Source organism: Streptomyces sp. NPDC098101, from assembly GCF_044760185.1.
Classification (GTDB): domain Bacteria; phylum Actinomycetota; class Actinomycetes; order Streptomycetales; family Streptomycetaceae; genus Streptomyces.
On record NZ_JBIWAS010000004.1, the window covers coordinates 43,043 to 55,524 of the forward strand.

Annotated in this window: 9 protein-coding genes; 6 read left to right on the top strand and 3 right to left on the bottom strand. The window is 74.0% G+C overall.

All coding sequences use genetic code 11. The annotated features are described in order from the left end of the window. Window position 1: 1 nt before the first annotated feature. Window positions 2–889, bottom strand: a complete 888-nt coding sequence (locus ACIQVI_RS18820) for a maleylpyruvate isomerase N-terminal domain-containing protein (RefSeq protein WP_403597004.1) — start codon at window positions 887–889, stop codon at window positions 2–4. Window positions 890–1,007: 118 nt separating this feature from the next. Next, the gene (locus ACIQVI_RS18825; RefSeq protein WP_351969831.1) at window positions 1,008–1,874 is read right to left on the bottom strand and encodes a hypothetical protein; all 867 of its coding nucleotides are present in this window, start codon (window positions 1,872–1,874) and stop codon (window positions 1,008–1,010) included. A 119-nt stretch (window positions 1,875–1,993) separates the two neighbouring features. Between ACIQVI_RS18825 and ACIQVI_RS18830 the strand changes: the two genes are divergently transcribed. The 6 genes from ACIQVI_RS18830 (at window position 1,994) to ACIQVI_RS18855 (ending at window position 11,332) form a co-directional block, all read left to right on the top strand. After that, the gene (locus ACIQVI_RS18830) at window positions 1,994–3,196 is read left to right on the top strand and encodes a CapA family protein (RefSeq protein ID WP_351969832.1); all 1,203 of its coding nucleotides are present in this window, start codon (window positions 1,994–1,996) and stop codon (window positions 3,194–3,196) included. A 165-nt stretch (window positions 3,197–3,361) separates the two neighbouring features. Next, complete coding sequence (locus ACIQVI_RS18835; RefSeq protein ID WP_403597009.1) at window positions 3,362–5,608, top strand: HAMP domain-containing protein; 2,247 nt, start codon at window positions 3,362–3,364, stop codon at window positions 5,606–5,608. A 7-nt stretch (window positions 5,609–5,615) separates the two neighbouring features. After that, the gene (pgsB, locus tag ACIQVI_RS18840; protein WP_351969834.1) at window positions 5,616–7,157 is read left to right on the top strand and encodes a poly-gamma-glutamate synthase PgsB; all 1,542 of its coding nucleotides are present in this window, start codon (window positions 5,616–5,618) and stop codon (window positions 7,155–7,157) included. A 42-nt stretch (window positions 7,158–7,199) separates the two neighbouring features. Continuing rightward, window positions 7,200–7,682: a poly-gamma-glutamate biosynthesis protein PgsC/CapC gene (locus ACIQVI_RS18845; protein ID WP_125664275.1), complete on the top strand. Its 483-nt coding sequence runs from the start codon at window positions 7,200–7,202 to the stop codon at window positions 7,680–7,682. Window positions 7,683–7,719: 37 nt separating this feature from the next. Continuing rightward, on the top strand, window positions 7,720–8,799 hold the full coding sequence (locus tag ACIQVI_RS18850; RefSeq protein WP_403597014.1) for an NlpC/P60 family protein: 1,080 nt from the start codon (window positions 7,720–7,722) through the stop codon (window positions 8,797–8,799). A gap of 142 nt (window positions 8,800–8,941) precedes the next feature. Further along, complete coding sequence (locus ACIQVI_RS18855; protein WP_403597017.1) at window positions 8,942–11,332, top strand: SpoIIE family protein phosphatase; 2,391 nt, start codon at window positions 8,942–8,944, stop codon at window positions 11,330–11,332. Window positions 11,333–11,356: 24 nt separating this feature from the next. On the opposite strand, the gene ACIQVI_RS18860 is transcribed toward ACIQVI_RS18855, so the two are convergent. Next, window positions 11,357–12,451 carry an FUSC family protein gene (locus ACIQVI_RS18860; RefSeq protein ID WP_351969837.1) on the bottom strand — a complete coding sequence of 365 codons (1,095 nt, stop codon included), beginning with the start codon at window positions 12,449–12,451 and terminating at the stop codon, window positions 11,357–11,359. Between the last annotated feature and the right edge of the window lie 31 nt (window positions 12,452–12,482).

Here is a 12,482-nt window from a genome sequence, read left to right on the forward strand (position 1 = left end):
GTCAGGGGCCGGCGACGAGCCGGCCGAGCCGCGGGGCCAGCCAGGGCCTGCGGCCGCCGGCCCGCATCCGCCCGCTCGCGACCGCCTTCCAGATCGGCGTGCGCCGGAAGGAGACCAGGAGGAAGGTGACCGGATCCGCGACGATCCGGCAGTCGTAGGCGCGCGGCGGGGCGTCGCGGGTCACCGTCGCCGTCCCGTCGTCGACGACGACCGCGAGGCGCGGGCCCCCCTCGATCGCGAGGTCGAAGGCGACGCGCACGCCCCGCGCCTTCACCGGGTCCACCGCCGCCGCCATCATCGTCGGCATCGACTGGCCCAGGACGAGCCGGGCCTCGTCCCGGCCGATCGGCCAGGGGAGGCCGGCGCCGCGCGCGATGTCCAGGCCGTGCACGAGGGTCTCGCTGAGCATCAGGCCGGTCACCGTGGCCAGGGTGAACGGCACTTCCCCGTACCAGGGCGCGGAGACGGGGGTGTCGGGGGCGAGGCCCTCGGTGACGCGCAGGAACGTCTCGCCGCGCTCCGCGACGAAGTCGGCCGTCCCGGCGCGCTCCTCCCGGCCGAACAGGGTGATGGAGCGGGCGTTCATGGCCGTGATCCGCTCGACGAACGTCCCCCCGGCGGGCGTCTCCCCGGTGGGCGTCCCCTCGGCGGACCGCAGGACGTCCTCCCACTCCGTCGTCGCCTCGGGCGAGACGAGAGAGGTGTACGCGAGGTAGACGGCCGCCAGGTGCGTGCCGACGTCGCCGACCGACCAGACGGGGACGCCCGATCCCGCGTCCGGGTCGGGCACGGCGCGGAGCAGCCCGACCAGGCGCGGGATCGCGGCGGCCAGTGCGGCGCGGGCCCTCTCGTGCTCGGTGACGGGATCGAACGTCGTGACGGTGCCCATACCACTCCCCCAAGTCGCGGACCGAGCCGCACATTACCGCCGGGTAGCACGACTGCGACAGCCCTCGCGCCGTACGGATCCCGCGCCCGGACCGGACGCGGGGAGGACGGGACCGCGATCACCGGTCGGCCCGGGACCAGCCTTCGAGGAGTGCGGAGAGGGCCTCCCGCGCCCGGGCGCCCCTGGCACCGTCGTCCCTCAGGGCCGGGGCGAGCTCGACGTGGAGGAAGGTCGCGTCGTGGTGCCGCGCCGTCCGTCCCTGGACGTTCGTGGTCCCCTCCAGGGGGCACCGGTCGGACCAGCCCTCGCAGACCCGGAAGCGGCGGTCCTCCATGAGGGCGGCCAGCCTCACGGCCTCCGCCGGGGCCGTCCGCGCGGCGCCGGTGGAGAGGATGGCGTCGTAGGGGCGGTCGGAGGCCTTCGCGAAGCCGTGGAGCTGGACGCCGGGAACGCCGCGCTTCTGCAGTTCGGTGATGATGACGTGGAACGCGCTGTCGGTGCGGTGCGCGACGTCCGCCGCGTCCCCGGGGCCGGAGGTGCGGTGGGCGCCGGCTACGACCAGCGCGCCGCCCGGGGCGCTCTCCAGGAGGCGGGCCCCGAGGGACTCGGTGCCGCGGTCGGACACCGGGTGCGGCACCTGTACGTTCCAGCGGACCGTCGCGTCGGCGCTGACGTACAGCCGTCCCCATCGGGTTTCGACCCCCGTCCCCGGGGCCGCGACCTCGTGGTAGCGACGGCCCGACGCGGCGTCCGTGAGCGTGGTCACGCGGAAGCCGATGCGGGCGAGGTGCCCCCCGGCCCGTTCGGGGTGGCCGTCGAGGAGTTCCCCGACGCCGCGGGCGAGGTGTTTCCGCTGGTCGGCGCCGAGGGGCGCGTAGGGGTCGCGGTTCCTGGCCAGGCCCGCGTACGCGGTGATCCGGTCCTCGACGTCCACGAGCTCGCGGGTCGGCGGGCGCTCGGGCCGCGCGCCGTCGTCCCGTGGCACGGCCTGGCACCCGAGGAGGGCCGACAGTATGCCGACCAGAGCGAGAACGTGAAGAGAAAGTGATGATCTCGTGATGCCCCATGGAAAGCTGATCTTGGGACTCGTGTGAAGATCTGCCGGTGACATTCTGTGATTCTCTCCCCTTCGGTCGTGCCCTGGTGGTGACGGCGGCCCTCGCCGTGTTCACCACCGGCTGTGCGTCGGCCCCTTCGGAGTCACAGGACAAGCCGGGCGGGCGGTCGTTCACCGTCGCCGCCGCGGGAGATGTTCTCATCCACCCCGAGCTCGTCGAGCAGGCGGCCGAGGACGCGCAGCGGACCGGCAAGGGCGAGGCGGGGCTGGACCTCGGTCCGCTGATGGCCGGCGTGAAGCCGGTGATCGGCAAGGCCGACCTGGCCGTCTGCCACATGGAGAGCCCCGTGGGCGACCCCCGGGGCCCCTTCGAGGGGTACCCGGAGTTCCTGGTGCCGCCGCAGATCCTCACGGCCCTGAAGGACGTGGGCTACGACACCTGCTCGACCGCCTCGAACCACACCTACGACCACGGCCTGAAGGGCGTCCGCCGCACCCTGGACGCCATGGACCGGGTGGGACTCGGCCACTCCGGCTCGGCCCGCACCCCCGAAGAGGCGGAGAAGATCACCGTCCGCGACGTCCGGGGCGTGAAGGTGGCGCACCTGTCGTACTCGTGGGAGTCCTTCCGCAACCCCACGCCCGAGAAGCAGCGCTGGGCCTTCAACCGGCTCGACCTGGACGCGATCAAGAAGGCCGAGGCCAAGGCCCGGCAGCAGGGCGCCGAGGTGGTGATCCTCTCGGTCCACTGGGGCCCGGAGCGCCGCAACGAGCCGAGCACGTCCCAGGTGCGGCTGGCCGAGCGGATCACCGAGGAGACCGGGATCGACCTCGTGATCGGCCACCACGCGCACGTGGTGCAGCCGATCCAGAAGCTCAACGGGACCTGGGTCGCCTTCGGCCTGGGCAACCAGATGGCCCGCCACTCCTCCCCCTCGGGGCTCACCGAGGAGGGGGCGATCGGCTGGTTCGAGTTCCGGGAGACCGCCTCCGGCTGGAACGTCTCCGCCCGGTACCGCACCACGCTGGTGGACATCCCGCGCGAGACGGAACCGGAGGAGAAGCTCCCCGAGGGCGCCGTCGAGGACCACCGGCTCGTCGACGTCCGGCAGGCGCTCGACGAGCCGGGCGACCTGACGCCGGAGCGGCTCGCCCGCTACCGCCTCGCCGCGGAGCGCACGCGCGGATTCCTCTTCAACCGGGGAGCCCCGGGGGGCGACGGCCTGGCCGAGCTCTCCCTGAAGGACTGAGCCGGCACACCGACCCGTTTCGCGCAGCCGCGCGCCGGGCCCGCGTGAGGAGCGGCCCCCTTCCGGCAGGGCGTCCGCAGGAACCAGGAAAGAGCAGCAGTGACAACGAGTAATGCCGCGTACTCCGTGCGAGGGGGGCGCCGACGGAACCGTCGGCGCGCGGACATGCCGCTCCTCGGCGGCATCCGTCCGCCGATCGCGGTCCTGTGCGTACTGGTCCTCGCCCTGGCCGGCCTGACCGCCAAGGTGCTCGGCCCCGGCGAGGAGACGGCCGCGCCCAAGGCGGTGCTCTCCTCGCAGCAGTACTTCGCGGAGGACGGCGCCATCGCCCTGCGCGCCTCGATCGACGAGCGGGTCGCGGACCTGGAGCGCACCGCCGCCGCGCTGAGCGGGGGGCGCCCCGTGAAGCCCGAGCGCGTCCTGTCGGACCTGAGCCGGGCGTACCAGAAGTGGACCGGCACCACCGTCCTCGACCTGGAGAGCGGGGACGTGGTCGCCGCCCGAGGAGAAACGATTCCTCTCGGCTGGCTGGACAAGGGCGTCCTCACCGGCGGGCAGGCACTGACGCCCCGCATGGTGCGGCTGGAGACCGGTGACGTCCGTCTGATGACCATGGCGGTCCTGGACTGGCGGGACCGCCCGCAGCAGCTCCTGGTCGCGTCGAGCAGCCTCTCCGTGCCCGCCATCAACCTCGGCCCGTTCCGCAGCATGGCGGTGGTGGCCGAGGACGGCGAGGTCCTGGCCACGGCCGGCTTCGACCAGGCCGAGGCCCTCGACTCCGAGCAGGAGCGCAAGGAGCTGGCCTTCCTCCACAAGGAGATGAGCCGGCTGGCCGACGTCTCGGCGGAGCGGACCGAGGAGCATCCCGTACGCGCGAAGGAGCCCGGCTCGCGCGGCTACCCCGGTGTCAGCGGCTCCCTCGTCGGCGGCTCGTACAACGGCCGCGTGTCCACCGCCGGGTACGCCTCGCTCGCCTCCGCCGACCCGGAGGACCGGAAGAGCGTGGCCGCCGGCCTCGGCCTGACGGTCGTGTCCCTGCTGCCCGTGGTCGAGCAGCAGGCCTCCGACCAGGGCCGCGAGCTGTACGGCCTGGCGGCGGCCGGCGTCCTCGTCCTGCTCGGGCTGCTCGCCGTGACCGTCCTCTGGGCGACCGTGCAGCGACCCTTGCTGCGCCTGTTCCTGGAGTCGCGGCGGCTCGCCCGCGGCGACCTGACCCGGCCCGTCACGGTGCCCCGCAGGGGCGAGGCCGCCCGCATCGGAGCCGCGCTCGAACGGCTGCGCGGGCGGCTCGGCGACGGCGACGGCGACGACACGGGCCCCGGCGACGCCCCGCGCAAGCGGATCAGGATCGGCGGGCGCGGCCCGCTCGTCCTGACGGGCGCCCTGCTGCTGCTGTGGTGCGTGCCCGTCGGCCTGCTCCTCAACCGCACGGACGGCTCGGTCAGCGTCCCCGCCACCATGGTCGACGACCAGCGGGACCGCACCGACCTGATCGCCGACCGGCTGCGCAGGGCGCTCAACGAGGCGCAGGCGGACCTCGTCTCCACCTCGCACCTGATCGGCGCCGCCGACGAGGGTTCCGCCGGCCGTCTGCTCGACGAGGCCCTGGCCAAGCACAGCCGTTACCGCGCCCTGTACGTCGTCGACGCCGACGGGCGCGTCGGTGCCCGCGCGGGCGCCGAGCCCCACGACTGGAGCCGCGGCGAGGACCTGCCGCTGGTGCGGGTCTCCGGGAAGGGCGGCAAGGTGCCGGTCATCCAGGCCGGCGCGCCGGTGAAGGAGCGGAAGGGCAGCACCCTGGTCGGCGAGATCCGGGTCGAGTTCCTCAACTCCCTGCTGGCCCGGCCGGGCCTCGGGGAGGTCCGGGTGGTGGACTCCCAGGCCCTGACCCTCGCCTCCAGCGGCGGCTTCCTGGCCTTCGAGGAGCTGCCCCGCGAGATCCTGACCGATCTCGTGCGGGCCGGCGGCATGAGGGTCGGGGCGGGTCCCGTCGAGAACGGTCTGCTGATCCGGGAGGGCAAGGGCGTCACCGTCGCCGCGGCGGCCCCGTTCTCCGGCGGCGGCGTCACGGCCGACATCGGCTGGACCGTCGTCAGCTGGCAGGACGCCGGACGCTTCCAGATCTCCGCGTACGAGCGCGAGGACCGCAGCGTCCTCGCCGGAATGCTCGGCCTGGCCGCGATCATCCTCTGCCTCGGCTGGATCCACCTGGTGGTCGTACGCCCCCTGCGGGCGCTGGCCACCAGTGCCGAGAACCTCGCGGACGGCGATCTCAAGACCGTGCTGTACCCCCGCTACCAGGACGAGGTGGGAGCCGTCGTCCGCAGCCTCGAACTCCTGCGCCAGCAGGCGCAGGCCCATCGACACCATCAGGCGCGCCGGTCCGCGGAGCCCCAGCCGGACGGAAGGTGACAAGACCGTGCTCTACCTCTACTTCGTCCTGCTGATCAGCGGGGTGTCCCTGCTGGTCGCGGGGATCGTGGAACAGCGCAGGCACTACGCCGCCCTGCACGTGATCCCCGCCCGGGTGCTGGTCAACGGCATCCGGGGCAAGTCCTCCATCACCCGGCTGTGCGCGGGGGCGCTGCGCGGCGGCGGCCTCGTCACCGTCGCCAAGACGACGGGCACGGCGGCGCGCTTCATCCATCCCGACGCCACCGAGGAGCCGGTCTACCGCAAGTTCGGCATCGCCAACGTGGTGGAGCAGATCGGCATCGTGCGCCGGGCCGCCTCGTACCGGCCCCACGCGCTCGTCATCGAGTGCATGGCCGTCATGCCGGCCCTGCAGGAGGTCAACCAGAGCAAGCTGATCCGCTCCACCATCGGCGTCCTGTGCAACGTCCGCGAGGACCACCTCGCCGAGATGGGCCCGACCCTGGACGACGTGGCCCGCTCCCTGTGCCGCTCGATGCCGGAGGGCGGGATCTGCGTGACCGCGGAGAAGGAGCGGTTCCACATCCTCCAGGAGGAGGCAGACGCCCGGGACTGCACGCTGGTCTACGCCGACCCCGAGACGGTCAGCGACGCCGAACTGCGCGGCTTCAGCTGGTTCACCTTCAAGGAGAACGTGGCCATCGCCCTGGCCGTGGCCGAGCTGCTCGGCGTCGAGCGGGAGGTCGCCCTCCAGGGCATGTACGACGCCCCGCCGGACCCCGGCGTCCTCTCCGTGGAGCGCTACGTGGCCCCCGGGGACAAGCGGCTCGCCTTCGCCAACGTCTTCGCGGCGAACGACCCCGAGTCGACCCTGATGAACGTCAACCAGCTGCTCGACCTCGGGGCGGTCAGCCGCCCGCTGAACGTCGTGATCAACTGCCGGCCCGACCGCGTCGAGCGCAACGGGCAGATGGGCGAGATCATCCCCGACCTGCGGCCGGACAACGTCTTCGTCATCGGGCACCCCTCGAAGAGCGCCATCGACGCCATTCCCGCCGAGTGGCGGGACCGGGCGGTCGACCTCGGCGGCGAGCGGCGGGCGGCCGAGGAGTTCATGCCGGCCATGCTCGACCGGATGCCCGACGGCTCCTCGCTCGTCGCCATCGGCAACATCCACGGCCAGGGCGAGGAGCTGCTCGAATACCTCGCCGAGCTTCCGGCGGACGAGAGCGGCGCCCCGACCGGCCCGGACACCCCCGCCGCCGTCGCCCCGCAGCCGATGCACCTCGATCCGTACGCCTCGTACCCCCAGGCCTACGAGGAGCGGTACCAGGTCACCCAGACCCAGGAGATCCCCCTGGTACGGATCGCGCCCGAGCCCCATCACGCGGAGCCCCACCAGGCAGAGCCGCACCACGGCCACGGGTCCGCCGGGCCGCATCCCGATCTCCGGCCCGTCCCCCCGCCGGCGGGCGTCCGTCCCGAGCCGGGGCCGGTCCGGGCCCCGCACGGGGACGGCGGCGAGCAGTCCTTCGGCTGGTTCCACCACCAGCCGGCCCGCGAGGACGAGCCGCCGCCGCGTTCCTGACCGCCGTCCCGCCTCACCCCCCGTACACGCCCGGAGCCCCCGTTGACCACCGCCGCCCTGACCCCCGAGATGGCCGCCCTGGGCATCGCCATCGGCCTGCTCTTCTCCCTGCTGTGCTACCTCACCACCAACCTCTCCCCCGGCGGGATGATCACTCCGGGGTGGCTCGCCCTCACCCTCATCGAGGACCTCCAGCGGGCGGCCATGGTCGTCGGCGTCACCGCCCTCACGTACGCGGGCACCAAGGTCATGCAGCGGCTGGTGATCCTGTACGGCAAGCGGCTGTTCGCCGCGGTGGTCCTCCTCGGGGTGCTGCTGCAGGCCACGGTGATGATCGTGCTGTCGCTGGAGTTCCCGCTGATGTACGGCAACCAGACCCTCGGCTTCATCGTGCCCGGTCTCATCGCCTACCAGCTGGTCCGCCAGCCCAAGGGCCCCACCCTCCTCGCGACGGCCTCCGTCTCGCTCATGGCCTACATCGTCGTCGCCGCCGGTCTGCTGCTCGGCGTCATGCCCGTCGCCTGACCGTCCCCGGCACCCCCAGAAACGAGGAACACCACCCATGGCAGGGAAGAAGAAGTCACGCCCGCTCCTCTCGGGCCTCGCGGTCCTCGGACTCGTCGCGGCCTCGGGCTACCTCACCCTGGAGCTGCGCGAGCGGGAGGAGGGGGGCGTCACCGAGGTGCGCAACGTCGGTGTGCTCAACGGGGCCGGGAAGCAGGCCGGCGCGGTCCGCGAGAAGACCGGGGAGCGGTGGTCCCGGCTCGAGAACCCCGCGCGCAGCGTGCTGCGCGGCGCCGACGGCCAGGTCATGGCGGTCCTGACCGACGGGGCGCGCACCGCGAAGCTCACCGGCCCGGCCCGGACCTTCGCCGAGCCGGCCTCCACGGCGTCCAAGGTCTCCACGACGGACTGGGTGCGGCTCATGCCCGAGCCCTGGGCCAAGGGCGCCGAGAAGGAGAAGTGGTTCAAGGACTGGTACGCCGAGTACGCCGGGAGCGAGGAGGACGACGTCTTCGCGTTCGCCTTCCAGTACGTGGCGGGGGCGCCGCAGCGGAAGGACGCGAAGGGCCTCGCCTTCGCGGGCGACGCCGACTTCGGGCCGCTGAACCCCTCCGGCGGCCCGAACGCCGACCTGCGCCTCGAACAGTCGGACTTCTACGACTACCTCGGCACCCCGTACCCCTTCCGGGACGGCACCGTCGGGGTGCCGGACACCGCGCGGGCCCGGTCCCTGGACTGCTCCGGCTACCTGCGGATGGTGCTGGGCTACCGCGCGCGCTACCCCCTGATGTCCTCGGACAGGTCGGGTGACGGCCTGCCGCGCACGGCCAACGGCATGGCGCGCTCCCGCCAGGGCGTGAACGTCCTGCCGCTGACCGGTGTCGCGGCGCAGAACCGCCCCACCGCCATCGACCAGCTCCAACCGGGCGACCTCGTCTTCTTCAAGCTGGACGGGCGGACCGGGCAGCGCCTCGACCACGTCGGCATGGTCCTCGGCCACGACACCGAGGGGCACCTGATCTTCGTCTCCAGTCGCGAGGAGGTCAACGGACCCACCATCGGCGACGTCGGCGGCGTCTCCCGGCTCGACGGCAACGGCTACTACGCCAAGACCCTGCGCAGCGCGAAGCGCCTCTAGGAAGTGTCCGCCGGACGGGTCCGGTCGACTGGCGGGCGGGGCGCGCGGAGGGATGATGGAGGTCCGGCCCCGCGCAGCAGGGGGCCCGTTGCGGCATGGCGGAAACGCTCGGGGTGAGCCCGCGCGGCGGGTGCCGTGCCGTGTGAGGGAGGCAGAGCACGAGGTGGACGACGAGATCCCGCCCTTCGCACCGGAGTACCGGGGGCTGCCCTTCGCCGGTGAGGCCGCGGGCGCGCTGCTCGACGCCGGGGGCCGGATCATCGGATGGACCCGCGCGGCGGAGGAGCTGCTCTCCCTGTCCGCCGACCGGGCCTGCGGGCGGCACATCGGGGACCTGCTCAAGGACCCGGGCACCCGGAGTTCCCCGCCGCCCGGCGGGAGCCCGGCGGCCTGGTCCGGCGTGGCCGAGGTGCTCACGGGCGGCGGTGAGGAGCTGAGCGTCGACTTCCAGGTCCTGCCGCTCACGGACGCCGGCGCGTGCGCCGGGGCGGCCCGGTACTTCGTCCTCGCGGCCCCCGAGGGGACGGCGGCCCGCTGGCGGCAGGACCAGGCGTTCACCACGGAGCTGTTCCTCCAGGACCGGCTCGGCCTCGCCGTCTTCGACCTGGACCTGCGCCTGGTCAGGACCAACACCCACCTCCTCCCGTACACCGGGCTCGCGCCGGACCTGCGGGGCCGGCGGCTCATGGACTTCCTGTACGCGGAGGACGCGGCGGCCATCGAGCGGCAGCTGCACGAGGTGCTGCGGACGGGGCTGCCGCTCGTGCGGGCGGAGCAGACGGTCCGCACCCTCCAGGAGCCCGGGGGCGGGGCGGTCATGGCCATCTCGGCGTTCCGGCTGCAGGCGCCCGAAGGGCAGGTGTTCGGGGTGACCGCCCTGTTCACGGACGTCACCGAGCTGCGCCGCACCAGTGAGCGGCTGTCCGTGCTGCACCGCGTGACCGCGGCCGTCGGGGGCTCCCTTTCGGTCGTCGGCACCGCCGAGGACCTGGCGGCGGCGCTGGTGCCCGCGGTGGGCGACCTCGCCGTGGTGGAGATCGCGGAGGAGGTGTTCACCGGCGAGGAGCCCACCCCCGCCCCGGACGGCAGTATGCCGCTGCGCCGGACCGCCGTGGCCGGGCACAGGACGGCGGAGGCCCCCCTCGACCACGTCGTCCTGGCCAGGCCCGACGCCCCCGCGCAGCCGGCCGACCCGCTGACCTCGATGACCGTCGCGCTGCGCGCCCGGGGCAGCGTCCTCGGGCGCATGACCGTCCACCGCGACGCCGGGAAACCGCCGTACGAGGCGGCCGACCTGCACCTGCTGCACGAGATCGCCGGCCACGCCGCGCTCGCCCTGGACAACGCCCGCCGCTACACCCGTGAGCACCGCGCGTCGGTGGGGCTCCAGCGCAGTCTGCTGCCGCCCTCGGAGGCCGAGAACGTCGCCGTGACCACCGCCGGGGTCTATCTGCCCGCCGACACCGGCACCGGCGTGGGCGGCGACTGGTTCGACGTCATCCCGCTCTCGTCCGCGCGGGTGGCCCTGGTCGCCGGTGACGTCGTCGGCCACGGGCTCTCGGCCACGGCGATGATGGGGCGGCTGCGGACCGCGGTGCGCACCCTCGCCGACCTGGACCTGGAGCCGGACGAGCTGCTGGTGCACTTGGACGACCTGGTCTCCCAGCTGGGCGTGGAGACCGACGGGAGCGACGAGTCCGACGACGCGACGGGGCCCGCCCGGCCCCGGACCGACCCGATCGGCGCGACCTGTCTGTACGCGATCTACGACCCGGTGTCCCGGCGGCTCGCCATGGCCTCCGCCGGGCATCCGCCGCCGGCCGTGGCGGCCCCGGACGGCACCGTCTCCTTCGTCCCGCTGAACCCCGGGCCTCCCCTGGGCGTGAGCGGGCTGCCCTTCGAGATCGCCGAGGTCGACGTGGAGCCGGGGAGCATCCTCGCCCTCTACACCGACGGCCTGATCGAGAGCCGGGAGCGCGACGTCGACGAGGGCATGGCCGACCTGGCCCGCCGTCTCGCGGAGCCGGGCGTCTTCGACACGCCGCTGCGGCGGCTCGGCCGCGAGATCGTCGCCGGGCGTCCCGCCCATCACCTCACCGACGACATCACCCTGCTGCTCGCCCGCACCCGCGCGGTGCCGTCGTACGACCACGTCGTCTGGCCGGTGGACGCCGATCCGGCCGCCGTGGCCGAGGTGCGCGGGGCGGCGGCGCGGCAGCTGGACGACTGGGGCCTGGCGGAGCTGGCCTTCACCACCGAGCTGGTCCTGAGCGAGCTGGTCACCAACGCGATCCGGTACGCCGGCGGTCCGGTGGAGGTGCGTCTGATCCGGGCGGGCCGTCTGGTCTGCGAGGTCTCCGACCCGAGCGCCACCCAGCCCCGGATGCGCCGCGCCCTGCTCACCGACGAGGGCGGCCGGGGCCTGTACCTGGTCGCGCAGCTCACCACCCGGTGGGGCTGTCGCTACACGCGGCACGGCAAGACGATCTGGGCGGAGCAGGAGATCCCGGAGGGGACGGACCCGGCGCGGTAGCGGGACGGTCGGTCCCGCGCCCGGTCACGGCCGGGGCCGGCGCAGTGACGGGGTGCGGCGGCGGTGCGGCGGTTCCGGGACGGCGACCTCGGTGACGCCCTCGTGGACGGCCCGTCCGGCCTCCTCCGCGTCGACGCCCGCGAAGACCAGGATGTCCTGGGCGACCAGCCGTACGGTCTCCCACACGGTGACGGTGGGGGTGAGTCCGGCGTCCGGGGCGTCCCGGACGGCGTCGAGGGCGCGGCGGGTCGCGTGCCGGCGGACCGCGCGGCTGCCGGGCGCCGCCGCGAGCGCGTCCAGGGCGCCCGACAGGGCCCGCAGGGTGGGGGCGAACTCCTGGCGGTGCCGGGTGTCCAGGGCGAGGGCGCGGCGGACGAGGGTGAAGCAGCTGTTGCCGAGCAGGTCCAGCTGGAGCGCGGTGGCCGTCTCGCGGGTGAGGGGTTCCCTGCCGCCGCGCCGGTGGAGGGTGCGGCCGGCGACGGCGACGCTGTCGGCGCGCGCCCGGCCCAGGTCGTCGAGGAGCGTGTAGACCGTGCGCACCTCGTCCCAGGTGCGCACGGTCCGTTCGTCGTCCTCGGCGTCCATCTCGCGCGCCGTGAGGGCGAGGGCGTCCGCCAGGCCGGACAGGGTGGTGGACTCGGCCTTCCGCAGCAGGGTGAGGGGGTGCACGGGGAAGAGGAGCTGGCTGAAGACGAGGGCGACGGCGCCGCCGACGAGGGCGTCCAGGACGCGGTCGATGCCGGCCTGCTGTCCGGCGGCGACGCAGATGACGGCGCCGACGGCGGCCTGGGCCATGGTGATGCGCCGGCCGTCGAGGAGGAGCGCGGCGAGGAGCGCGCACAGCACGGCGACGCCGACGGTGACGGTGCCGTGGCCGAGGAGGGTGAAGGCGAGCTGGCCGACGACGACGCCGCTGATGACGCCGACCAGGACCCGCACCGTGTTGGTGCCGCGTCCGCCCAGGGGGGTGTTGAGGGCGACGAGCGTGGCGATCGGGGCGAACAGGGGGACGTGGTGGTCGATGAGGTCGTCCGCGATCCACCAGGACAGGGCGGCGGCCACGGCCTGCTGGAGCACCGGCCACAGGTTGTCCCCGACGCGCTTCCAGACCTTGGCCATCGTCCCCTTCCCGTCCGTTTCCCGCCGCCCT